At 70.4% G+C, this 22,549-nt stretch carries 20 protein-coding genes; 7 read left to right on the top strand and 13 right to left on the bottom strand.

Annotated elements, in window-relative coordinates:
- Positions 1-81: 81 nt before the first annotated feature.
- Positions 82-1,185 (bottom strand): hypothetical protein, encoded by a 1,104-nt coding sequence (locus ABD371_RS19045; RefSeq protein ID WP_344478532.1) that lies wholly within the window; start codon positions 1,183-1,185, stop codon positions 82-84.
- Positions 1,186-1,518: 333 nt separating this feature from the next.
- On the opposite strand from ABD371_RS19045, the gene ABD371_RS19040 reads away from it, so the two are divergent.
- The gene (locus ABD371_RS19040; RefSeq protein ID WP_344478529.1) at positions 1,519-3,909 is read left to right on the top strand and encodes a UvrD-helicase domain-containing protein; all 2,391 of its coding nucleotides are present in this window, start codon (positions 1,519-1,521) and stop codon (positions 3,907-3,909) included.
- Positions 3,910-4,129: 220 nt separating this feature from the next.
- On the opposite strand, the gene ABD371_RS19035 is transcribed toward ABD371_RS19040, so the two are convergent.
- From ABD371_RS19035 to ABD371_RS19020, 4 genes are all read right to left on the bottom strand, one after another.
- A complete protein-coding gene (locus ABD371_RS19035; protein WP_344478527.1) occupies positions 4,130-5,977 on the bottom strand; it encodes a coiled-coil domain-containing protein in 1,848 nt (615 codons plus the stop codon).
- Between the two features lie 131 nt (positions 5,978-6,108).
- Complete coding sequence (locus ABD371_RS19030; protein WP_344478524.1) at positions 6,109-6,372, bottom strand: hypothetical protein; 264 nt, start codon at positions 6,370-6,372, stop codon at positions 6,109-6,111.
- Positions 6,373-6,511: 139 nt separating this feature from the next.
- Positions 6,512-8,155 carry a hypothetical protein gene (locus tag ABD371_RS19025; protein ID WP_344478521.1) on the bottom strand — a complete coding sequence of 548 codons (1,644 nt, stop codon included), beginning with the start codon at positions 8,153-8,155 and terminating at the stop codon, positions 6,512-6,514.
- A gap of 466 nt (positions 8,156-8,621) precedes the next feature.
- On the bottom strand, positions 8,622-8,771 hold the full coding sequence (locus tag ABD371_RS19020) for a hypothetical protein (protein ID WP_344478519.1): 150 nt from the start codon (positions 8,769-8,771) through the stop codon (positions 8,622-8,624).
- Between the two features lie 276 nt (positions 8,772-9,047).
- On the opposite strand from ABD371_RS19020, the gene tap reads away from it, so the two are divergent.
- The 3 genes from tap to tpg all read left to right on the top strand — a co-directional run bounded on the left by tap (position 9,048) and on the right by tpg (position 12,210).
- Positions 9,048-11,168, top strand: a complete 2,121-nt coding sequence (tap, locus tag ABD371_RS19015) for a telomere-associated protein Tap (RefSeq protein WP_344478516.1) — start codon at positions 9,048-9,050, stop codon at positions 11,166-11,168.
- Between the two features lie 91 nt (positions 11,169-11,259).
- Positions 11,260-11,652, top strand: coding sequence for a hypothetical protein (locus ABD371_RS19010; protein WP_344478513.1), 393 nt, complete (start codon positions 11,260-11,262; stop codon positions 11,650-11,652).
- A 3-nt stretch (positions 11,653-11,655) separates the two neighbouring features.
- Positions 11,656-12,210: a telomere-protecting terminal protein Tpg gene (tpg, locus tag ABD371_RS19005; protein WP_344478511.1), complete on the top strand. Its 555-nt coding sequence runs from the start codon at positions 11,656-11,658 to the stop codon at positions 12,208-12,210.
- Positions 12,211-12,375: 165 nt separating this feature from the next.
- On the opposite strand, the gene ABD371_RS19000 is transcribed toward tpg, so the two are convergent.
- The 8 genes from ABD371_RS19000 to ABD371_RS18965 all read right to left on the bottom strand — a co-directional run bounded on the left by ABD371_RS19000 (position 12,376) and on the right by ABD371_RS18965 (position 19,493).
- Positions 12,376-12,510, bottom strand: coding sequence for a hypothetical protein (locus tag ABD371_RS19000; protein ID WP_344478508.1), 135 nt, complete (start codon positions 12,508-12,510; stop codon positions 12,376-12,378).
- Complete coding sequence (locus ABD371_RS18995) at positions 12,507-12,839, bottom strand: hypothetical protein (RefSeq protein WP_344478506.1); 333 nt, start codon at positions 12,837-12,839, stop codon at positions 12,507-12,509. Before ABD371_RS18995 ends, ABD371_RS19000 begins: the two co-directional genes overlap by 4 nt.
- 11 nt (positions 12,840-12,850) lie before the next feature.
- Positions 12,851-13,072, bottom strand: a complete 222-nt coding sequence (locus ABD371_RS18990; protein WP_344478503.1) for a hypothetical protein — start codon at positions 13,070-13,072, stop codon at positions 12,851-12,853.
- A gap of 405 nt (positions 13,073-13,477) precedes the next feature.
- A complete protein-coding gene (locus ABD371_RS18985; RefSeq protein ID WP_344478501.1) occupies positions 13,478-14,065 on the bottom strand; it encodes a hypothetical protein in 588 nt (195 codons plus the stop codon).
- A 9-nt stretch (positions 14,066-14,074) separates the two neighbouring features.
- Positions 14,075-14,587 (bottom strand): hypothetical protein, encoded by a 513-nt coding sequence (locus ABD371_RS18980; RefSeq protein ID WP_344478498.1) that lies wholly within the window; start codon positions 14,585-14,587, stop codon positions 14,075-14,077.
- A gap of 240 nt (positions 14,588-14,827) precedes the next feature.
- Positions 14,828-15,685: a hypothetical protein gene (locus ABD371_RS18975; protein ID WP_344478496.1), complete on the bottom strand. Its 858-nt coding sequence runs from the start codon at positions 15,683-15,685 to the stop codon at positions 14,828-14,830.
- Positions 15,686-15,977: 292 nt separating this feature from the next.
- Positions 15,978-19,181, bottom strand: coding sequence for an NACHT domain-containing protein (locus ABD371_RS18970; protein ID WP_344478493.1), 3,204 nt, complete (start codon positions 19,179-19,181; stop codon positions 15,978-15,980).
- Between the two features lie 72 nt (positions 19,182-19,253).
- A complete protein-coding gene (locus ABD371_RS18965; protein ID WP_344478491.1) occupies positions 19,254-19,493 on the bottom strand; it encodes a hypothetical protein in 240 nt (79 codons plus the stop codon).
- 641 nt (positions 19,494-20,134) lie between these two features.
- Here ABD371_RS18965 and ABD371_RS18960 point away from each other — a divergent pair.
- From ABD371_RS18960 to ABD371_RS18950, 3 genes are all read left to right on the top strand, one after another.
- Positions 20,135-21,091 carry a 5'-nucleotidase gene (locus ABD371_RS18960; protein WP_344478488.1) on the top strand — a complete coding sequence of 319 codons (957 nt, stop codon included), beginning with the start codon at positions 20,135-20,137 and terminating at the stop codon, positions 21,089-21,091.
- Between the two features lie 404 nt (positions 21,092-21,495).
- Entirely contained in the window at positions 21,496-21,696 is a 201-nt protein-coding gene (locus tag ABD371_RS18955) for a hypothetical protein (protein WP_344478485.1), read from the top strand.
- Positions 21,697-22,016: 320 nt separating this feature from the next.
- Positions 22,017-22,490, top strand: a complete 474-nt coding sequence (locus ABD371_RS18950; RefSeq protein ID WP_344478483.1) for a hypothetical protein — start codon at positions 22,017-22,019, stop codon at positions 22,488-22,490.
- Positions 22,491-22,549: the final 59 nt, after the last annotated feature.

Here is a 22,549-nt window from a genome sequence, read left to right as displayed (position 1 = left end):
ACAGCTCGGTGAGCTGTTCGAGCATGCGCTGGTGCCATTCCTCGGGCAGGGGCCCGTGCTGTTCGGCGACCGCTTGGGCGATCACGTGTGCGGCGGCGCGGGAGGGCAGGGCGCCCAGTTCGCGGACGATGAGCGCGAGGCGCTGGGCGATGCCGTCGAGGGTGGCCGCGTACGCGTCGCTGCCGCTGTACAGCGCCTCGTGCACGTTGCGGTGCTGTCGTCGCTGATGCTGTCGGCGGCGACGTCCTCGATGGGCCGCTGCTGGATCTCGGCCGCGCGGCGCAGGCGCGCCGCGCTCTGGCTGGTCAGGCGGACGGTCACGGTCAGCTCGGCGTGCTCGCCCACGGCGTCGTCGGTGGGGTGTGGTGCGGGGGTGTCCATGGGCGCTGACCGTAGTACCCGGCCGCCCGCGAGCGCTGTGCCTTCCACCGGTGCAGCGGGCTCGGCGGGCTCTGCGGTCACTGTCCTCGTGCCGGGATCGGGCGTGTCGGGTGGGGCGGTGGCGTCCGTCTGCGGGCTTGGGAGGAGGTGGTCGAGCCAGTCGCGGGCGGCCCAGGCGGCGCGGCGGATCACCTGCTCGTCGGCTCCGACCCGGGTGTGTACCCCGATGGTCCGGTTGATGCGGGCGTTGACGTCGCGGTGTGTGGTGCCGGTGGCCGCGACGAGCTGGTTCACCATCGCGGTCAGCCTCATGCGCGGGGCGGGCCCGGTGTCGATCTCGTCGTCCCAGACCTCGTCCGGCTCCTGGTCGATCTCCGATTCGAACGCCGCGCACCGGCCGCAGAAGTCGAAGATGCCGTCGGCTTCGGCCTTGCCGCAGGCCAGGCACACGTAGCCGTCGCAGGTCGCGCACAGGCTGGAGGCGCTGTCCGCCTCGCGGCCCCAGGCGCGTTCCTGGGAGACGCACCGGCCGGTGCACGGCCGTGGGACGTAGCGCGCCACGGCCGGTGCCGGCTGCGCCTGTTCGCCCTGCTTTTCGCGTGCGGCCAGCTCCTGGGTCCGGCGGGCGGCGTACTCGGCGTTTACCCGGGCGCGGGCTTCCTGGCAGGCTGCCCATTCCGCCGGCGTGAGGTGGCTGGCGCACGCCACCACGGGAGCGGGAAGGTCGTCGTAGCGGGGCCACTCGGCGGCTTCTCTGCGGCATAAGCGCCGGGTCGACTTGGCTCGGCGGGTACACGTCGGCATCCCGCGCCTCCCATCTGATCAGACAGCCGGGCATCCGCGTGGTGCCCAACGGCTCCCCTGCCTGCGGCAGCATAGAAACCGGTACTGACAACTCCTGCTGGAATCAGGGAAGTTCGTTGTCTCGATTGCGCCGACGGGGGTGCATCGCCAGGGCGCGGAGGAAGAGGAAACTGGCAGCGCACAGGCTTGCGGTGCTGCCTTGCAGGCTCCGTCCCAGCTCGGCCGGAACTGGCTACCGAACGTATGATCGTATTGACGTTTGGTGATCGACTCCTCCAGCCTCTGGGGTTGCGGTACATGAAGCCGCGCTTCCCAGAGAGGAATCCCTTGGCCATGGAGCCGACGAAGGAACAGCAGGCCGCCCGTGAGGTGTTCGCCTCCGGCCGGGACCTGGCCCTGGTCGCCGGAGCGGGGACCGGCAAGACCTCGACACTCATCCTGATGGGCGCCGCGACCCGCAAACGCGGGCTGTACGTGGCGTTCAACCGGGCGATCGCCGACGACGCCCGCGGGCGGTTCGGGCCGAACGTGGAGTGCCGTACCGCGCACTCCCTGGCCTTCCGCGCCGTCGGCCACCACTACCGCGAGCGGCTGAACGCCTCGGCGCGGATCCCCGCCAAGCACACCGCCCGCCTGCTCGGCATCACCCGCGACCTTGACATCAATTCCCGCCAGATCAAGGTCACTCACGCCGCGCGTCTGGTGATGGGCATGGTCCGCAAGTTCTGCTACACCACTGACCGTCAGGTCATGGCCCGCCACATGGAGCCGGTCAACGGACTCGACGGCCCCGGCCAGGACTATCTCGCCCGCACCCTGCTGCCCTACGCGCACCGCGCGTGGGAGGACATCTGCTCGCCCGCGGGCCGGCTGCGGTTCGAGCACGACCACTACATGAAGCTGTGGGCGATGACCTCCCCGCGGCTCGGCGCCGACTTCGTCCTGCTGGACGAGGCCCAGGACACCAACCCCGTCCTGGAGGAGGTCTTCCTCGCCCAGGACGCGCAGCGGGTGTGCGTCGGGGACCCGGCCCAGCAGATCTACGGCTGGCGCAACGCACGCGATGTGATGACCGGCTTCCCCGCCGAGCAGCTGCGCCTGACCCAGTCCTTCCGCTTCGGCCCGGCGATCGCCGAGGTGGCCAACCGGTGGCTGGGGCACGCCGAGTCGGAGATGCAGCTGACCGGCCACGGCCCCGGCTCCCGCGTCGGCGAGGTCGCCAAGCCCGAGGCTGTGCTGTGCCGGGGGAACGTGGACGCGATGAACGAGGTCCTGTCCTACCTGGAGCTGGGCATTCCGGTGGCGCTGACCGGCGGGGGCAGCGCGCTGCAGCGCATCGCCAAAGCCGCACTCGAGCTCAAAGCCGGGCAGCGCACCAGCCACCCGGAGCTGTTCTTGTTCTCCTCCTGGGGCGAGGTGCAGGAGTACGCGGAGCAGGACAAGGCCGGCCAGGACCTCAAAGCGATCGTGCAGCTGGTCGACACCTACGGCCCTGACCAGATCATCGCCGCGGTGGACCGCCTCTCCCCGGAGGACAAGGCGCAGGTCACCGTCTCCACCGCGCACAAGGCCAAAGGGCGGGAGTGGCCGTCGGTGTGCATCGGCAAGGGCTTCATGGCCCCGTCGGTGGACGACCTGGGTCTGCAGCGCGCGCTGAATGCGAGCGAGGCCCGCCTGATCTACGTCGCGGTCACCCGCGCCCGCCACCTGCTGGACACCGAGGGCATCGCCTGGATCGACGAGTACGAAAAGACCATGGCCGACGCCGGCCGGGACGGCACGGTGGCCGGCCGGTCGATGATCGAGCTCAGTCTGACCGGGCAGCTGAAATACGACTCCTCACCCATCTCGCAGTTCATGGCCGCCCAGCTGCTTCACAGCGAGAACCTGGTCCGCGACTACCAGAGGCGTATTGCGGGCCTGGCGCACCCGGTGCAGCCGATCGAAGTGCAATACCCGAACTGGTCGGCCCTCGGGCACGCCATCGACTACCGCCTGCGCCTCAGCCTCGGCGGGCGGCTCGGACTGGCCGTTGCCGCCGGTGTCATGCTCCTTGACGGCACCGGGCCGCTGCGCGGAGCACCGGCTCGTGCCTCCCGCAAGGCTCTGCACGCGGCGGGCCGGGAGCTGCTGGCCACCGTCGACACCTACCTCTCCCACCCCGGCAGCCTGGACGAGAACGCGCTCATCCGGCTGTGCTTCGTGGCCGGCTTCTTCGAGGACATCGCCCGCACCGGTGAGATCCGCCGCTTCAGCATGCTCAGCTCCGCCACCCCCGCCACGACCCTGGACGACCTCACCATGGCGGTCCCCGAGTACGTCGCGAGCGACATCGACCAGCAGATGCGGCTCGCCGACGGTCCGTTCGCCGCCTTCCGGGCTCTACCGCAAAGGGCCCGTGTGTGCGGTCCGGTCTTCGCCGGCAGCGGCGACATCGGCGGCGCGGATGCCGACTACATCCTCGGCGGCCTGCTGCTGGACTGCAAAGCCACCAAGGACCCCCGCCGCCTGGGCCGCGAGGAGATCTACCAGCTCGCCGGATACCTCCTGCTGGACTACGACGACCAGTTCGGCATCGACCAGGTCGGCCTGTACCTCTCCCGTCAGGGCGGCCTGATCACCTGGAAGGCCGCCGACTTCCTGCGCCGGCTCGGCGCGAGCGCCCCTCTGCCGCAACTGCGCGCACAGCTGCGCCAGCACCTGCACGAGGCAGCCAGCCGCTGAAAGCCACGGCGGGTTGCTCAGCTCCTCAACCATCTTTCAGCCGAGCGGGGCGGGAAGGGTGCCAGCCTCGTTGTACATCCGCGAGGCGGGTGAAGGCCCTATGGTGGGCCCGAGGCTGCGCCTTTCCAGGCAGTGGCGCGCTGCGGGCATCGGCCATCCGGGCGTGGCGACGGCTGGCGGCCGCCCTGGTCTCTTCTGCGAAAGCCCAGCGCGTGGATGGTCAGTTGTCGCGGCGTGGGGCGTGGTCGAAGAACCGGTTGTCGGTGTCGATGCGGATTTCCCGCACGCCGGGATAGGAGCGGGGGAGGGGGTCGTTAGTGGCGGCGATGACCTGGCAGGCGTAGCCGTCGGGGGAGGCGTCGTCGGCGATGTCGATGAGCGTGTCGATCAGGCGCAGGCCGGTGGCGTGGTCCAGGCCCTTGGCTCCGAGGCCGGCCAGCGGCGAGTCGATGACCATCAGCGGCGGCACCCTGACGCCGCGGTCGACGCGGCCGAGATCGCGCAGGGCCAGCAGCAGCGCGACGTTGGTGGCCACCTTGGGGCTTCCGGCGACCGAGCTCTCGGCGAAGGTCTTGTCGGCGGTGTGCCGTTCCTTGACGCGGGTGGTGAAGTCGGCGGGGTCGATGTGGGCGGTTTCGACGTCGGGGTTGATCTGCTTCAGCCGGGCAAGGAAGAACTCCGACCAGCGGCCGGTGACCTCCTTGCGGCGTACGTCGTGGGCGGTGACCGCCGCATCCCGGGCGGCCTGCGCCGTCTCCATCTGCTCCTTGGCCGCCCGGATGACCTGCTCCTGGGCGCTGATGTAGTCGGCCGACTCCAGACGCTCCTTGAGCTGGGCGACGTCGCGACTCAGCCCGTGGGCCTCCTTCTCGGCCTGCTGCGCGGCCTTGCGGGCGGGCTGGAGATGGCCCTCGTCGTAGGCGTCGCGGGCGGTGAGCGCGGCCGCGGCCGCCGTATCCGCCTCGGCGGCCTGGTCGGCGGCGGCAGCCGCCGCCTCCTGAAGGCCCCGCAGCTTGAGCAGGAGCCGGTCCACCTTCGCACGGGCCGCGGCGATCTGCTGCCCGCGCCGGTCTTCGACGTCGTCGTGGCTCTGACCGCATTGGCGGCACAGGCCCGGCTCCCGGTCGGGGAGGGGCTGTCCGCAGCAGGTGCAGTCCTGCGGCGCGGGCTTCAGCAGGGTGGCGAGTTCGCCCTCGGCGCGCGCGTGCTCGGCGGTGGCACCGTTCACCTTGGCCTGGGCGGCGACAGCCAGCTTCGCACTCTTCCTGCGCTGGGCTTCGGCCGCTTGGTGCAGGGCGACGAGCCGCCCGCGCTCCCCGACGGCGACCTTCAGCGCCGCGTCGGCCTCCTGCCACCGCTGCGCCGCCGCGCGGTGCTCGCGCTGCTTCTGCTCGTACGCGGCGCGGACGCTGGCCGGATCGGCCAGCGCGCCGCTGTCCCGCAGCTTCTTGAACGCCGCCAGAGCAGACCGTGCCGCCCGGTACCGGGACGCGGTCTCCGAAGCGTTCTTCTCCAGCCCGGCGAGATCCTCGTTCCACAGGCCCAGCAGCACCTCCAGGGAAAGGACCCTCGCCTCGTCCTTTCCTCCGCCGAGGAACTCGGAGGCGATCGTGTTCTGCCGCAGCGCCATGACGGTGCTGTAGAAGTCGTCCAGGGTGACACGCGTGGTCCCGCGGACCGCCTGGGGCAGGCCGAGCAGGTCCTGGACGAAGGCGCCGGCGGTCATCTCCCCGGCCTTCGCGCTCGTGACCGGCAGCAGGTGCTCGATCTCGTTCGCGTCGTCGAGGTTCTTCAAGGACACCCGTGCCCGCGGGTTCGATCCGCTGCGGGTGGCCTGCCAGCGGGTTCCGGCAATCCGGAAGACCAGCCGGACCTGCTGGCAGCCGCGGACCTCCGGCATGACGGTTGCCGTGAGGAGGCCCAGCGGGTAGAGGAGCGCTTCCAGCGCGGTGGACTTTCCGGCCTTGGAGTGGCCCACGAGGAAGATCACCAGTCCCTTGAAGTAGCGGGCGTACCAGACGTCGCCCCGCTGGAATTCGAGCCGCTCGATCACAAACGACGGGCCCACTGGGCCTCCTTGGCATCCGATGTGTTGGTCCACACCGGAAACGACCCTCAGCCGTATGGGTGACGGCCCCGGAGCGCACCTGGCCGGTTCCCTGCCATGGTGCAATCGGCCACCGGGACGACGGGGCGACTTCAGCAGTGGTGCGGATCGCCCAGGAGCGGGACGGGTCGGCCGGGACCGGCCGGATGGACCTCCAGGCCGCCGTCGGCGTTGATGACGGGACGGCGGCCGGGATAGGTGCGCCGGGCCGGGTCGAGGTCCCGTTCGTCGAAATGGCCGGCGAAGACCATCACTCCGTGGACGAGTTCCACCTTCTCGGCCCCCGTCGGCCACCGCCCCACCAGCGCCTCCACGGTCATCGGCGCGGTCGCCGGCGGCAGATCCGGTCCTGACACAGGTCATACCTCCGATGCGGGCCGTGTGGTGGTCACCGGCCTGAGCAGACCCATGCGCCGGACGGCCTTGACGCCGCTGCTGTGTGCGCGTACCCGGGGTGGCGGTACGCGAGGCCGCCGGCACGGTGGGCGGGGCGTGTCACAGCAGCCCGCCCAGCGGCAGTACGCGTTCGGTGAGCTGTCCGCGCAGCCGTCCCCCGGCGGTGTCGGCTTCGGTGAGCCAGTCGGCGGCGACCAGCAGCCCGGCGTGCTCGCCAACCTGATCGGGGGTCAGGGCGGTGAACGCGGCGACCTGGTTCAGATCCAGCCCGCCGTCCTCGGCGGGTCCGAGGCGTCCGTCGGGGCGGGTGTGGGCGGCGGTGTACAGGGCCAGGAGCCGGGTGGCGGCGCCTGCCTTCTTGTTGCGGATTTTCCGGTCGCCCACGGCTTTCTGGGTCCAGCCGGAGATCCTCGCGCGGGTGGTCTTGCCGAAGCCGAACGGGTGGGGCCGCTCGGGCAGCAGGGTGGGGACGGCGATGGCGGTGGGGTCCTCGGACCGGGAGGCCATCACTTCGGCGATGGTGCCGGGCAGCCGCAGCCACCCGTTCGCGACCAGATGCTCAAGTACCCGTTCGGCGTCGTTGTGGAGCCAGCCGGTGAGGTCCTGACCGGTGATGTTCCCGGTGCCGGCGCGCACGGCTCTCAGGGTGAGCATGAGCACCGCCAGGCGCACCTCGGCCTCCGGGCGCGGGGCGTGGGCGGCGGTGTAGTCCAGCACGCTGCGGGCGTGCACGGCCTGTTGCCGGGTCAGCAGCCGTTCCACCACCGGCCCGTCCCCACTGACCGTGTCGCCGGCCGCTTGGCCGCCACGGTTGGCGTGCATCTCGCGGGTGGTCTGCGCGGCTTTCTGGGCGCGCTTGGCCTCGTGGTGCAGGGAGCCGTCGCCGGTGACGTCGGCCCACAGGGCGAACGCGCGGGCCTTGCGCTCGTGGAGCTCGGCAAGGAGGACGAGGTCGGGTTCGGGGCGCTGCTGGTAGGCGCGGAACGCGTCCCCGAGTTCGATGAGCTCCAGGCGCAGGACGTCGGGTTCAAGGTCGTGCGGCACGGTCCGCTGCGCGATCTTCCCCCACTGCTTCGCCCGCCGGGACGCTGGGGCCGGTGAGCTGGTGCGGGCGCGGGGGACCGCAGCCGGCCCGGCAGCCGAAGCCGCGTCGGCGGCGAGGGAGGAGGTGTGGTCGGAGAACACCGCCGCCGCGCCGTCGCCCACCGTGCCGCCTGCGGGCTCCGGCTTCGTGTCCGGGCTGCCCCATGCCTGACCTGCCCCGGCCGGGGCGGTGCGAGCCGGCGGCGGGGCGGTGTCCAGGACACGACAGTTGGGGGTGGCGGCCGCGCACCGCGCGCACATCTCCGCGATCCGCCACAGCCTTCCGGCCCGGTCCGCGTACACCGCCAGGACCACCGGGCCGCCGCACCGGACGGCCCCCGCCGCCGGGTTCGCCCCGCCCCGCCGTACGGCAGTGGAGTCGGGGGTGTGCCATGCGCAGTCGGCGGCGCGGCAGGCGCACCACGCTTCGCCGCGCGGCCCTCCGCCCTCGCGGATGCGGGCCAGGTGCGTGTTGACGTGGCCGATCGCGGCCTTGCGCCCCGCAGTGGCGCCGCCAGGGAAGCGCTCATCGGCACAGGTCGGGCGGGAGCAGAAGAGCCTCACCGCGCCGGCGGACGGGCGGCCGTGAGGGTCCAGGCGCACCGTCCATACCCGCCCCGCGACGCGCTCCTCCCGCCGTGCGCCGGCCTCCACCGCCATGCGTACCCCTTGATCCGTCGTCCCGGGCGGTCTCCATCATCGGGGATGCCGGCCGATCAGCCAGGGAGGAACGGGCGTTTCACCCGGCCCAGTCGACGTCGCGCCGCTCGCCGACAGTCCAGCGGCTGTGCGAGCCCCTGCCGCATGAGACCTTCGTCCTGTGCCCGGCGCACGGCCTGGCTGCCCGCAAGTGCGCCGGCCGCGGCGACGCGCAGGCGTACGACCTGGTCGACTGCGACCCGCACGTCCCGGTCGAGCGCCGGCCCAGTCGCCGACGCCATCGCCGCCAAGAAGACCGGCTGCTTCTTCCAGCCCTGCTGCACCCGGCCGCGTCAGTGATCCTTGCCGAGCGCCGGGGTCGGCGCCACGCTCCTCTCGCTGAACCGTGCGAGTGCACCGGCACAGGTGTGAGCGCCCTCGACCCCAGAGAATGACGTCCGTCAGGAGGAGAGACCCGGGCGCCGGATCACCTCGCACCCCACGTCTTGCTCTCGCCGAACACGCGGCGGTACGCCTCGTCGTGCGGGACGCCGGCCTCCTCGCCGCACGCCTGGCGGGTGCGGTAGGCGGCCAGGGCGCGCAGTTCCTGCAACTCCAGAGTGTCGGTCTCCGTCATGGGTGCCACCCTACGAAAACCGGCTCGGCGTGGCGCTCATGCCGCGGCATCGCCCTGCGCTTGGGCGCGCTGCACGGGTACGCTGTCCGGGAAGACCCTGGACTCGCCCCTGGTAGCCCCCGGCAGGGGGCAGGCCACACGCCCAGGGTTCAGACTTCGCGAAGGCCGCCCGGCAACTGCCGGGCGGCCTTCGCGCGTTTCAACCCCCCATTCATCCCTTCGATCGGGTTAAATAAATGGGGTAAACGAGAGGGTTAGTGCTGCTAGTGTTCAGGCATGGCAACTACCGAGGAAGAGCTGTTCGCCAGCGTGGACGCACTGCTGGAGGAGGAGCCGCAGCTGCCGCCCCCGGCGGAGCGCGCCCGTCTGCGTGAGGCCGCTGGCATCACGCAGGCCCGGCTCGCGCAGGCCCTGGAGTTGAAGTCGACGCAGAGCATCAAGAACTGGGAGAACGGCAGGAGCGAGCCGACGGGACCGCGCCTGAAGGCGTACCAGCGGCTACTGAACGGGTGGGCGGCGAAGTACCCCGCCCACGGCACCCCCGCCGCCTCGGCGGCCCCGGCCCCCGTGGCCACGCCGCAGCCGGTGGCGCCGGAGACGTTCACGGGTCCGGCCGCGCCCGAGACGCCCGCGGCCGTCCAGGCCGCCCCGGAGCGCCTCGCCCGTCCGGCCGCGCGTCAGGCAACGTCGTCTCGGCGTCCGGCGGCGAAGAAGGCCGCCGCGCCCGCCACCGATCCGCGGTTCCCGCACGGCCCGCTGGCAGTGCTGGACGGTGACGGCTCCGCGTACGGAGTCGACGGGATCGTGCTGGACTGCCCGGCGACCACGATCCCGGAGCTGGTGGAGTGGACGCTGCGGGAGTCCGGCCTCGGTGCGCCGAAGCTCAACCGGTACGGCAAGGACTCCGATCCGCTGATCGTGCTCACGGCGGCGGCCGCGGTGAAGCTCGGGCTGCCGGAGCGCCTGGAGGGCCACGAGCAGCGCCGCTCGCTGCGCCTGCCGGAGGACCACCCGGTCGTGAAGCAGGTGGCGAAGGCGAAGTGGCAGCTCACGCAGCGAGGGTTCGGCCCGTGGGCCCGTATCTACCGCAAGGCGCAGGGGCGCGAGCGGCAGTGCGTGCAGCTGGCGATCCTGTCGTGGGACGCCCTCGATGAGCGGTCCTGGCCCGGCGTCGCCGAGATGGAGCCGGCCGACATCGCCCGCGTCCTCGGCGTCTACGCCCAGCGCGTCATCACCCCGCGCGGATCCACGGCCGTCTCGGGCCTGGAGCTGATGACGGCCATGCGCCCGCCCACGAAGCCGGAGCGCGACGAAGGGACCGGCAACTGGGTGTCGGCCTACAACCCCGGCAGCTTGGGGACGGAGCCGATGGACCCGGCGCCGCCGGAGGCCACTCCGGAGCACCCCGTCGTCGTGAACGCCGGCTGGACGGGCGGGTTCCTGAACGAGGAGGCGTACCAGTGGGTGCGGTCGGTGGAACTGCTCACCGATGAGGAGTGCCTGCTGCCCTTCGCGGTCGGCCTGGACCTGAACACTGCCTTCCTCGCGGCCGCGGCCCGCCTGGTGGTCGGCCTGTCCGCGCCGGACCACTTCGTGGGCCCGAAGTTCAACCCGAAGATCCCCGGCTCCTGGCTGGTCGACCTCAGCCACATCGAGCTGGACCCGCGCCTGCCCAGTCCGTTCACGCCGGACGGCTCCCGGCCGACGGGACCGGCCTGGTACCAGACGCACACCGTCGCCTATGCCCAGGAGCTCGGCTACGACGTGCACCCGATCGAGGCGTACCTGCGCCGCGAGACCGGCGCGTACCTGGACCCGTGGCACGACCGCCTGAAGAACGCGTACGTCGACACCCTCGCCGACCTCGGCGTCACGAAGGACCTGTCGGACGCGGAGTTCCTCGCGGCGATGGAGCGGCACAAGCAAGTCGATCCGGCCCTGGCCGCAGTCCTCGCGGCCATCAAAGCCACGGTGAAGGGGGGCGTGGGCAAGCTGCGCGAGCGCCCGCAGGGCAAGCACTACAAGGACGGCGAGCGGTGGCCGGCCCTTCAGCGCCCGACCTGGCGCCCGGACATCCGCGCCGCCGTCATCTCCAAGGCGCGGGTCAACATGCACCGCAAGCTGCTGAACATGGCGAAGATGACGGGTCTGTACCCCCTCGCCGTGCTCTCCGACTGCGTCGTCTACCCCTCGCCCGGCGCCTCGCCGCTCGACTTCCTCCCGTACGCCGCCTCGGGCAAGCCGCAGCCGGGCGGCTTCCGCCTCGGGCCCACGCCGGGCCTGGCGAAGCTGGAGGGCGTCCAGGAGACGTCCTGGGCCGTGGACCTGATGGAGAAGGGCCTCAACCCCGCCCGCCACATCAAGGGCGGCGACGCCGTCCTCGACGAGGGCGAGTAGGACCGCGACCCGCGACCGCCGGCACCGGCATGACGCCGTCCCAACGAAATGGCCGGCGCGCACCTCAACCGCACCGAAGGAGCCGTACCCGATGACCACCACCGACGCCGCGCCTCCGCAGTGGCCCGTTCCCACCGCCCCGCCCGCCCATGACCCGGCGCTGTTGGCGCGGGCGATGCGGGACATGCGCCTGACCTGGCGCGCCCGCGGCGTCCTGGCCGAACTCGCCACCGGCTACACCCCCGGCCAGGCCCCCACGGTCAGCGAACTGATCTCCCTCACCCGCGATGAGCGCCTGGCCGCCGAGGGCCGCGACGCCTTCCGCAAGGCGGTCGGCGAACTGCGCGCCCTCGGCTACCTCACACCCGACGCCACCACGGCCTCCGGTGTGGGCGAGCACCTGGTCGTGGACCTCGCCCCGGCCGCCGACGCCCGCCTGATCCCTCAGCGCTACAGCCACAGCCTGTTCACGGACGGGAGCTGACCGGTGGGGGAGATTGAGGGCGCTATCGAGCGAGCCGATCAGGAAGCGTTCACCCGCCAGCCGCCCAAGAGCCTCAAAGCGCGCATCAACTTCCTGGTGGGGCAGCTGAAGACCACCAAGGCTGTCGCCACCGAGCTCGGCGTCAGCCAGCGCTCGGTGGAGCGTTACCGCACCGGCGAGCGCAAACACCCGCCCAAGCCCATCGCGGACCGGATCGACACGGCCGTACGCGCCCGCTGGCAGCCGAAGGTCCGAGGGCGCCGCCGCAAGCAGGCGGCCACCGCCACCGGCATCACCGTCGAAACCAGGGCCCGGTTCGGCTACACCGCCCCGGTCGGAACCACCGACGACGGCCGGATGCGCCGGCTGACCGTTCACCTCCCTGCGGTCTACGCCCGTCGATTGTTCGACGCACAGCAGCAGGGTGCCACTGACCAGCAGATGCGGGACATCGTCGCCGAAGGACTGCAGGAGGTGTACTTCAAGGACGGCGGAGGCCGGGCCCAGGCACTCGAGGTCGCCCTCACCGACATCGACTACTTCGACGTCTCCTACTGACCGGTCCCCGGGCTCAAGCGGCTGCCCACCGCCGTGAGCCGAAGCGCCGAGTCTGGCGATCCGCTGCTGGTCAGACGCTTGGCGACACGGGCGGCAGACGGCGCTTCACCGCCGACAGAGCCGCAGGCCAGCGCCCCGTCGTGGTGACAGGCATCGTGCCGCGACTCAGCCGGGTTTTCTGTCATGCCGGATGACTTTGGTGGTTCCGGCGGGGCTGGTATAGATGCTGGTGCCGTCTCCGTATTCGCCGCGTTCGGTCGCCTCGTCGGTCTTGTAGGCGAGGGAGGGCAGGAAGGTCATCCGATCGAGAAATCGGCGAACTCGACATCGGTGAAGGCGATGTGCAGTCCACGGCCGCGCTGGCCCCCGTCACGGAAATAGGCATGCCCCAGCGCGCGGGCGAGGATCACCAGCTGCTGCTTCTCGTCCTGGGCGGCGAACAACTCCCGGGCCACCTCCCCGGGCAGATCCTGGGTGATCCACCGCACCCGCAGATCATCTAGCGGGATGGCCCCGGCTTCGGGGTTGCGCCGGTTGTCCAGCCACCGCCCGTGTGCGGCGCAGACCTGCCACGTCGTGTCGGCGGCCAGATAGGAATCCCATGCCGTGCCCTTGATACGGGCGCACATCTCGCACATCCTCACCAGGAAACAGCCGCGGGTGTCCCAGGCCAGTCCCACGCCGGTCCGCCCGCCGCGTTCAGCAGCCGTTTCGTGCGCAGGTTGGGCAGAGCGGACTGCAGTTCGCCGACCGAGCGGCCCGTCATCACCGCGAGCCGGTCCAGTGCGGCCGCATTGAGATACCCCTCGCGGTAGCGCGGATCGTCCGGTACGCCGTCCTTGCGCAGCGGCGTGCCGAACATGGGCCAGAACTCCTGGTCGGGGATGCCCGTTTGCATCCGCCAGACGCCGGATGTAGGAGCTGGTCGACTCCTCGCGGATGAATCGCACCGACAGCGCCAGCCGCTGTGCCGGACGCCAGGGCTTCTTCCGCCGCGACCGGCCAGCCACGGCGCCACCCGTACGAACCACTCTCACATGCCCCTTTCCCTGGTCACCCCTGTGTCAGAGTGACGTCTTTCTCCGGCACGGCATCGGCTATTCACACCGGGACGGCAAGCCCGTGTACGTCCGAAGGCCGCCCACCTGTGTGGGCCGGCGGTCCCCGCTCGCCGGCGCGGGCCGTGTCTTTGGCCGAAAATCTTCGACGTCTGTCCGGCGCGGGGAGGCGGTGGTTCTCGGCGCGGACCGCCAGCTGTGTGCTGGCGTCATGGAGCAGGCGCCGGCTCCCCGCCGTCGAGGTCCTGCAGCAGGGTGTCGACTCTCTTCGAGAGGGTGACCAAGCTCAGGTCGGCCCACTTTCCGGGATCGGCGCCACCAGGCACCGATGCGGCGTCGAGAACCCACCAGGTGGTGCCCTGGATTCCGGAGGGTCTGCGACCGGTCACCTGGAAGAAGACCTCTTCGGCCAGTCCCGTGGCGCTGTACCACTGCTCGTCGGCGTCCCACTGCAGCGGGCTTGCCGTGTTGTTGCGCCAGGTGACCATGGACCGGCGTGGATCCTCCCCGGCCCACGCGGCGATGCGTTCCTTCATGGCCTCTGATGCACCGTGGTCGGGGACCATACGCAGCCGTGTGCCATCCGGCAGCGGCCCGGTGTTGACCAAGACGTGCACGGCATTCTGGGAACGCTTGCGTTCCTGCAGCTTCTGGGTAACCTCGCTGGACTCGGCCCTCGCCGGCGCCAGGGTGAATTCCTCGACCTCCGGGGTCGGGTAGACCTTGCTGAAACCGGCGACGAGTTGCTCTCCCACCCGCCACAGACTCACCTCCAGCAGGTCGATGTCCAGGCCCATCTCCGACAGTCACACCACGCTATGAGTGACCTGCTTGGGAAAACCCTCCGCGACGATGACCAGGCGGGGACGGCGCAACAGCTCAACGTCCCAGTCCTCGCCGACATGCTCCAGCAGCCGCTGCTGGCACTCCTCGACGCTGAGCGGCTGCCCGCGCCCCGCCAAGAACGCCTGGTGGGCCTGCGCCAGTGTGTCCACGCTGAACCGCGAGACCAGCGCGGCATACGTGATGGCCTGCAGGTGCACGTCCCGTTTGGCCAGACCGCGCTTGAGTTCCACGACCACCAGCCGCCCGGAAGCCTCCAGCGCCAGCACGTCCAGGCGGTCCCGGGCAGGTGCGCCCTCGGCGTCGGCCCAGCGGTCGTACTCCGCGGTGATCACCAGCACGTCGTCGCCCAGCACCTCGGGATGGGCAATGACCCACTCCTGCAGGTGCTGCGGCTCCAGCAGTCCCTCGTGTACGAGCGTGGTGGACGGGACCGCGGCCGCCTTGTCCTTGTCGACCGTGAAGAGATGGTCCACCGATACCCCGATCTGCCGTAGTGCCAGCTGCGACGCAGCCTAGCGAGCTCGTGCCTGTTTGGATCGCACCCCTGTTCTGCGGTCGCACGGGTGCTCCTTTAAGGACTTGCCGCGGTGACGAGATGACCTTCTCGTGCTTCTCTTTGCTCGGCTCCTGTGGTGTGCCGTCTGTGTCCTGCGAGCGGGTTGCCACAGGCCGGGAGCCGTGCGCGGGCCGTGTTCTGCGGTGGGTGAGGCAGGTCAGGGGTTGAGGTTGACCTTGATGCGGGTGAGTTGTTTCTGGGTGGTCGGTTCGTGGCCGGGCTGCAGGCCGGTCGTCTGGCTGTATTCGCGCCATCGGGTGAGGTCGGTGGTACGGGGCTGGCGCTCGCCGAACAGGCCCAGGATCAGGGTGGCGTTGAGGGTGCGCAGACGTTGTTCGAGCCAGTCTCTGCGGGCCAGAAGGGTGTCGATGGTTCCGGTGGGCCTGTGACCGGTCAGGGCGCGCATGATGCGGGTGCCGTCGCTGGTGTACCAGTCGCCGTTGTCGGGGTCACGCCTGAGGTCTGCTCCGCTGAGAAGTTGGTAGGAGGGCAGGGACAGGTTGACGGGGGTGTCCAGGGAGCAGTCGTGGCCGCTGGCGCTCCAGTTGTACTCCTGGACAGCCGGCAGCGCGTGCAACGGCTGTCCGTCGGCGTCGCGGGCGGTGTCGCGCGGGTCTGTTGCGGGCGGAGGGGGCGTGGGAGCGGTGTCGGTGTCCGGTGACTTGCTCCAGTGTCCGGCCAGTTCGTGCAGTTGCTGTTCCCGCGTGGCGGCCTTGCCGTCGCGGTAGCCGAGGCCGTCCAGGAGGTGGTCGAAGTACTCGTTTGCCTGGGTGAGGTCGTCGGGGGTCATAGGCCTGCGCCGGGGGCGGGTGGGAGGCTGCGGCGCGGGGCTGGAGGAGTCCGGGGTTGGGGTGTCGTCGTCCGTGTCGGCGCCGTAGTCGATGAACCGCATTTCGTGGTCGCGGTCCTCGCCCTCCAGGGGGTGCTGGGGGAGGTCGGCGAGGTAGATGCCGTGCCGGGAGGGGATTTCGGGCATCCAGCGGCCCACGAGAGTGCGGGAGGCGAGGAAGTCCATGGCGGGCTGGTAATGGGCGGCATCCAGCAGCCAGCTGTGGATGAGATGCCACTGTTCGGCCTGCCCCGTCCACTCCCCGTCGGGCCCGCCGACGCTGTCCGCGGCGGACTCATACAGGACGACCCACTGCTGACCTTGGTCATCCTCGCGTACCGCGAGCCGGCCCAGATCGGCAGCCCAATGTCGTGTTGCAGCCAGTCGGCGAGCTGGTCGGAGTCGGGCAGCACGGGCGGCGGGGGATTCCACCGCCCGTCGAGAGGGGCGGGGGGAAAGGTGGCGTGAGCGGAGTCCGTCATGGCCGCGCCCTCGGGCTTGGGGCAGCCGGGGACAGCGGGTGCGCGGCGGGGGGCAGGGTGGGGTCGATGTCGATCAGCAGCAGCGCTTCGGCACCCGGATACCGTGCAGGGTCACCGGCGTCGGCCTGGATCACGTGCCGGTGATTGGCCAGGCGCTCCACCAGCTCGTGCAGTCCCAGCCACTGGTACTTCTTGCCGACGCGTTCGGCCTTGTGCCCCTCGCGGCCATGGCCGCCGCCGCGGACGTTGTCGAAGGCGGCGAACCGTTCGGGGCTCCACCCGCGGCGCGCGGCGTTGTCGAAGATCCAGCGGCTGGCCCAGTCCCTGTCTACCGGCATGTCTGCCAGTTGCTCCTGGCTGGTCGGCGGCTGCGCACACTGCTCAAGCAGCTGGTGCTGCTCGCCGGTCAGCACACGCCGGGCCCGCCAGGGTTCGGCCAGCAGCCGTGCGGTCGCCTCGGGTGTGCCCAGCACGTCGCGGACATCGGCGGGCAGGCTCTGGGTGAAGGCCTGTACCCGGTCGGGCACCAGCACTGGAGGCTGGTCGCGCCGCTGGTAGGCGGGTGCCGGGGCGGGCGTGGCCAGGGGCAGCTCGCTGAAGGTGCGGACGGCCGGCTTGACTTCGTAGGCAGCGAAGTCCGCCAGACCCAGTAGGGAGGCGCGCAGGCTTCCCCACAGCCGCTCGCCGTCCGCGTCCCGCGACGGGTAGAGGGCGTCGATGGCCGCTTCGTCGGGTGCCTGGCCGGGTTCGGGGCAGGGGTGTGGGTGGGCGCAGCGCGCGGCGTCGTCCTCGGAGAGCAGTCCGGCAGCGAAGGCGTCCCGGATCACGCGGGAGGCGGCGTCGCACAGCAGTGCGTTGGCGGAGGCGTGGGCGGGCGACGTGACGTCGCCGTAGACGTGGGCGAGCAGGCGTGTGGCGACACCTGCCAGCACGGCCTGGTGGCCGGTGCTTGTGCGGGTGCGGGCCACCACGCCGTGTGCCACCACGGCGAGCCGCTCGAACAGATAAGGGTCATCGACCAGGCGGACGTCGGCGTGAAGGAACTGGTCCAGCAGCGCGGTGAGGACACTCAGGTGGTCCAGCAGCAACTGCACCAGGGCCTTGGTGGCCCGGTCCCGCAGGAAACGGTTGGACGAGGTGAGCGTCCACACCAGGGTGGTGGCGGCCAGCCGCACCACCTCCGGCTCCGGGGGCTGATGGGGCACTGCCACCGTCACGGTGCTGCCCGCGCGCCGCGGCGTCCACGGCGCGGCCGCCGCAGCGGCGAGGCGCAGATGCGGCGGGGTGGGCAGTTGCTCGGCCCACCGCAGCAGACGGTGCAGTGCCCCGGGCTGATCGAGCATGTCGTAGATGGCAAGGCCCCAGGTGACGTCCCGGTCCGCCGGCGTCATCGCACACAGTGTCCGGTGCAGACGGTCGGCGTTGAGGAGGTGACCCGTCTGAGCGCTCACACCCAGCCTGGCCTCCATGACCATCGGGGCCAGGTCGAAGTGGTCGGCCGCCTGCTCGAGCAGGACGGCGGTCCGCTCGCTGACACTCCGGGCATCGCGCAGCGCCAGCGTGCGTACCAGGCTCACGTACAGGGCGAACCTGCTGCGCCCGCCGTGGCCGTCGGGGGCGTCGGCGTCCTGGCCGGCGCCGAGCAGGTCGATCAACTCGCGGCCGGTGCGCTCGGCCAGCAGTACGGTGGCCGCCTCCACCAGGTTCGGGGAAGCTGCCTCCAGCCAGGCCCGCAGCGCCGAGTCGGGGGCCAGCATGCCGCTTGAGGCGGCGGCCGCGATCTCGGCGGCGTGCTCGGCGAGCATCGCGTCGACGATGCGGTCGTCGCTGAAGGCCTGGTATCCGAACCCGTATCCGGCCTCTGGCCGGCTGCCGACCGTGTGGAAGCGCTCGCTGGCCAGCACTCCGTGCGCCACCATCTGCCCGAGCAGCGTGTTTGGCCATTGGGTCAGGTGCGCGGCGAATGGTGTGACGATCTCCCGTACCTGTTGCTGGGGCAAGACTTCCCGGCCCGCCCTGCCCATCTGCCGGGCCAGTTCTTTCACCGTGCGCTGTACGACCCGCTCACCTGCATCCAGGTGCAGCGCCAGGTCAATCTGGTGCGCCCTGCGCTGAAGGAAGCTGTCGAAGACCGCGCTGCGGTGCTGGGTGCGGGCGGCGATGCCCCGCTGCTTCTCCGGCAGTGCCTCCAGGCTCTCGCAGTACAGCTTCACGAACAGGGGGTTGGAGAAGGCTGGCGCGAGCAGCGGTGTGCGCGGCAGCGCCGAGGGCGCCTTTTGCAGGTAGCTTTCCAGTGCCTCCACCTCATGCCCGGCGAACCCCGGGTGGTCCGTGCACGGCACATGGTGAGCCGACAGGTCGGCCGGCAGCGCTACGTCCTTGAGGGAGGTGCGGCACGAGACCACCACTGCCACGTGGTCGTACGGTGCTGCCTGGGCCCACAGCTGCGGCAGCCGGCTGCGCCATCTGCCCGGCTCCTCCGCATCGTTGAGCGCGTCGATCATCAGCAGAAAGCGTGTGTTGCTCGCAGCTCCTGCGGCATCCAGGGCCTGCAGCAGTACGGTGTGCGGCACATCGCCCAGACCCAGCTGCCGTGCGATCTCCGTCAGCGGGTCCTCGGCCGCCATCAGCTCGCCGAAAACCGTCACCGCGGGCCGCCCGGCCTCAAGCGCCCGGCGCGTGGCATCGACCAGCAGGTGCGTCTTGCCCTGCCCTGCTTCACCCAGCAGCACCCATGCCTTGGCCTCCGCTGCGCGCGCCTGGTCCGACCGGCACAGCACAGACAGCCGGTCGAGCGTGATCCGTAGAAGCCGGACCGTGTTGATGCCGACGGGTTCCTTCTCCTCGTCATCCGTGAACCCGAACCACTCCCGCTGCGCCTGCTGGACGTCAAAGACCAGATCGGAGGCCTCTTCGGCGGCCGTGGCCATGCGGTCAGCGGGCAGGCCCGCCGCAGCGACCGCCCCCACCGCCTGGCGCAGTTCATCAGTGATGTGTGACAGCCGGGCGAGCAGGCCTTCCAGCCTGGCCGCCACAGACGCAAGCTGCCCGGCGTCTGTCTCGCGTGCCGGCGCAGACCTGGACTGCCACGTGAACTGCACATCGGACAGGGTGGTGCGGGACGTCTCTACGAACTGCCCCACGCGCTCGACGAACGATCCCGCCAGGGCGCATGCGTCCAGCGTCGAGGCGATCGGCAACGGGATGTGATGCCGGGGTGTGTAGCGGTCGTGGGCGATACGCGCCGCGCGCTCGAACTGCTCCTTCAGCCACTACGCCCCCAGAGCACGCTGCTGGAAGAAGAACCACATACGCCCCTCGTTGCCCGGGGCCAGCAGCCGTTCCAGCAGTTCCCCGCTGCCCAGGAGCTCCACCTCGATGTCCGCAGTCCCCTCCAACTGCGTCTTCCAGCCGGCGACCGCTTGCTCCCACCGCTGGCGGGCACCCGTCACCGGCTTGCCCTGCCGCAGATGCGTGGGGTCCGGCAGATCGGTGCACACCATGAACACCATGCGGGTCACGTTCCGGCGAGGCCGGTTTTGCCCCACGGCCCTCAAGCTCTCCCGCGCCAGGGGCAGAAGAGCATCGATCTCGTGTACGTACTTCACCTGAAAACCGTGCACCCGCCCGTCCGGGGCCAGGTTGTACCACTCCACCCCGCCATCCGGCGCGGCCGTCTTGACAGTCCGCCAGCCCGGCCGAGCGGGCTCCCGCAGCTGGAAACACAACTCTTCGAACGCCCGTTCCTGACTGCCCGCCCAGGACCGGATGCTGTGCCAGTCAACCGGGTCAGCGTGTCCGTCGGACAATGCAGTTCTCCTGCGCTCGCGTGAGACAAACAAGGACAGACAGCCTATGCGACGGACAGGGCAGGCATAGGCGGGCCAGGCGCCAGCGGCGAGGCAAAACCGCACCGGCCGGCCGACGCTCTCTCCGGTGATCAAGACGTGGCTGCCGGCCCACCCGTGCTACACCCCGGCCGGGTCGTCCTGGCCGAACGCCGAACTTGGGTGAGCGGTGGTTCGCCGAGCTGACGAACACCACGGATGACATCCCCGAACGCCTACTCCGTGAAGAACCGTGCCCAGGCCTTTACTCAAGGGACTCGATACTATATTGATACGCGTGTGTGAATTGATGTCAGGGGAGTCCCATGGCCTACGAGCTTGAAAAACGCCTGGTCATCGGCATCGCCTCCAGCGCGCTGTTCGACCTGGCGGAGGCGGACGTCGTCTTCCGCGAGAAGGGGGAGGAGGCCTACCGCGCCTACCAGGAGCAGCACCTGGACGACACGCTCGGCAAAGGGGTCGCCTTCCCCTTCATCCGCAGACTGCTGTCCTTGAACGACCTCTCACCCGAGGACCCTCTGGCCGAGGTCATCGTCCTGTCCCGCAACGATCCCGACACGGGGCTGCGGGTCATGCGGTCCATCCAGTCGCACGGCCTGCCGATCAGCCGGGCCATCTTCATGCAGGGCCGCTCGCCGTACCACTTCATGCCCGCCTTGAACATGTCCCTGTTCCTGTCCGCGAACGAGGACGACGTGCGTGAGGCTGTCAGCCTCGGGCTGCCCGCCGGACGCGTCCTGGGCCTTGCGGCGATCGATGGAGAAGGTGGCCAGGATCTGCGGATCGCCTTCGACTTCGACGGGGTCCTCGCCGACGACGCCTCGGAGCAGGTCTACCAGACCGATGGCATCGAAGGGTTCCGCTCCCACGAGACGATGAACGCCGCCACTCCGCACGACGCCGGGCCGCTGCGGGACTTCCTCGCCAGCGTCAACCGGCTCCAGCAGCGTGAAGAAGAACAGCGGGCGAAAGACCCGGACTACAAGATCCGCGTCCACGTCTCCCTCGTCACCGCCCGCAACGCACCTGCCCACGAACGTGCAGTGCGCAGCCTGAAGGGCTGGGGCGTGACCGTGAACGATGCCTTCTTCCTCGGAGGCATAGACAAGAGCACGATCATGGGAGTCCTCAAGCCCCACATCTTCTTCGACGACCAGGTCGGCCACCTGGTCGGCACCGCACGCAGCACACCCAGCGTGCACGTCCCCTTCGGGAAGATCAACGAACGGGATGACTCGGCGTCGGCCGAAGCGCACCAGTGAGCCTGCTGCCACACGGCGAGACGGTGTGCACAACTCCGGCCGCACGCACGTCCTCGGCATCCGCGCGGACGCCTGCCGGCCAGGCTGCTCGATACCGCAGCCTCAGCCGGCAACGCAGCAACCCTCTCCGACGGCCGGGCCACCGCGTCCCCGCCCTGGCCGAAACGGGCCAACCGCCGCGTCAGGACGAGGACTTCATCAAAGGCGCTTTCGCGTTCCCAAAACGTGATCAATCGGGGCACGGACACTACGTGCACGAACGACTCCGGGACGGGGTCCGTGTGCCTTGTACCGCAAGATCTGCCGTCGCACGGCGAGTTCGTGACTTTCCCACCGCCGGGTGTGAAGGCCCGGAAGGATGAGCCGTGGTCCCTGGGGAGAGCATCCCTGTCGCGGGAGAGCTCATGGGCAAGATGATCTGCGCAGAGCATCGGCACGATGCCGCGGCGCAGAGGTTACGGTTCAGCCCGCCCTCCCGGGCACACCTCATATGCGAACTGCCCGCGCCGTTTCCCGACGTACTGGACCGGCTGACCTACGCGACACTGGACGATTGCCGGCAGTGCCGGCCCGCCCTGCTGGACCGTGTCGCGAGTGATGCGTGAGCGACGCTGGAACTGGTGTCCTGGGCCTGCTTCATCACGTCAGAAACCTACTGTGGCATCCCGGCAGAGCTCGTCGCCGAAACGAGCCGCCAGGCGCCCCGTTCCAGGCCTCGGCCACCTTCCGCACACTGGCCCGGCAGCACGGCGCACACGGGCGGATCAAGGACACCGCCTGCATCCACCGCACAGCAGCACAGCGCCGCGAAGCGGCGGACACCGCGGTCACCCTCGTCGTTGGCCTGTCCCGGTGGCAGGCGGACTTCCTCTACCAGTGACCGCCCGCACCCCTGAACGCCCAAGAAGAGACCAGAGGAGATGAGATGACCCATCACGACATCCCGCTGTCGCCCGGCTTGCCGGGCATCGCCGGGATGGAACTCCAGGCGGCGAGCGGGCACTTGGCCGACGAACCGGCAATCTTCATCCTGCAGCCCCACACCTTGCAGGTCCGTGACGCCCAGGACCGGGTCGAGATCCCTGACAGCCTGGAGTTCCTGGTGCGGCGGGCAGGCGGACGACAGCTCACCACGACGTCACTGTCCGCTCCCCAGCACACCCCGGGCTGGAGCGCCGAGCTGCGCCTGCCCGACGAGGCCCTCGTGATCCGTTTCCCGGACACGAGCCACCTCTACGACGGCTCCCTGCCGTCCGGGCGCACGTGGCAGCGCGCTGTCGGCGACAGCGGCGACGTTGTGATCGTCACCGGGCCGTTGGCAGACGTGGACTGCATCGATCCCGCGATCCAGGCCGGGCTCACCACCTACCTGCGCGTGCCGTTGTCGATCGAGCGCTGACCGCCCGGGCCAAGGCGGTACCCGCGACCGGGACATGGCCGCCGCCGGTGGCCGGCGGG

Source organism: Streptomyces amakusaensis, from assembly GCF_039532665.1.
Lineage (GTDB): Bacteria > Actinomycetota > Actinomycetes > Streptomycetales > Streptomycetaceae > Streptomyces > Streptomyces amakusaensis.
Note: the sequence above shows the minus strand (reverse complement) of the source record. Positions and strands in the feature narration are given on the sequence as shown.

What these genes read in the sequence shown, in the direction of transcription:
- ABD371_RS19045 (WP_344478532.1), bottom strand. Translation starts at nt 1,185, where the DNA reads ATGCCGACGTGTACCCGCCGAGCCAAGTCGACCCGGCGCTTATGCCGC.
- ABD371_RS19040 (WP_344478529.1), top strand. Translation starts at nt 1,519, where the DNA reads ATGGAGCCGACGAAGGAACAGCAGGCCGCCCGTGAGGTGTTCGCCTCC.
- ABD371_RS19025 (WP_344478521.1), bottom strand. Translation starts at nt 8,155, where the DNA reads ATGGCGGTGGAGGCCGGCGCACGGCGGGAGGAGCGCGTCGCGGGGCGG.
- ABD371_RS19020 (WP_344478519.1), bottom strand. Translation starts at nt 8,771, where the DNA reads ATGACGGAGACCGACACTCTGGAGTTGCAGGAACTGCGCGCCCTGGCC.
- tap (WP_344478516.1), top strand. Translation starts at nt 9,048, where the DNA reads ATGGCAACTACCGAGGAAGAGCTGTTCGCCAGCGTGGACGCACTGCTG.
- ABD371_RS19010 (WP_344478513.1), top strand. Translation starts at nt 11,260, where the DNA reads ATGACCACCACCGACGCCGCGCCTCCGCAGTGGCCCGTTCCCACCGCC.
- ABD371_RS19000 (WP_344478508.1), bottom strand. Translation starts at nt 12,510, where the DNA reads ATGACCTTCCTGCCCTCCCTCGCCTACAAGACCGACGAGGCGACCGAA.
- ABD371_RS18995 (WP_344478506.1), bottom strand. Translation starts at nt 12,839, where the DNA reads ATGTGCGCCCGTATCAAGGGCACGGCATGGGATTCCTATCTGGCCGCC.
- ABD371_RS18990 (WP_344478503.1), bottom strand. Translation starts at nt 13,072, where the DNA reads ATGTTCGGCACGCCGCTGCGCAAGGACGGCGTACCGGACGATCCGCGC.
- ABD371_RS18985 (WP_344478501.1), bottom strand. Translation starts at nt 14,065, where the DNA reads ATGGGCCTGGACATCGACCTGCTGGAGGTGAGTCTGTGGCGGGTGGGA.
- ABD371_RS18975 (WP_344478496.1), bottom strand. Translation starts at nt 15,685, where the DNA reads ATGGACTTCCTCGCCTCCCGCACTCTCGTGGGCCGCTGGATGCCCGAA.
- ABD371_RS18965 (WP_344478491.1), bottom strand. Translation starts at nt 19,493, where the DNA reads ATGGTGTTCATGGTGTGCACCGATCTGCCGGACCCCACGCATCTGCGG.
- ABD371_RS18960 (WP_344478488.1), top strand. Translation starts at nt 20,135, where the DNA reads ATGGCCTACGAGCTTGAAAAACGCCTGGTCATCGGCATCGCCTCCAGC.
- ABD371_RS18955 (WP_344478485.1), top strand. Translation starts at nt 21,496, where the DNA reads ATGGGCAAGATGATCTGCGCAGAGCATCGGCACGATGCCGCGGCGCAG.
- ABD371_RS18950 (WP_344478483.1), top strand. Translation starts at nt 22,017, where the DNA reads ATGACCCATCACGACATCCCGCTGTCGCCCGGCTTGCCGGGCATCGCC.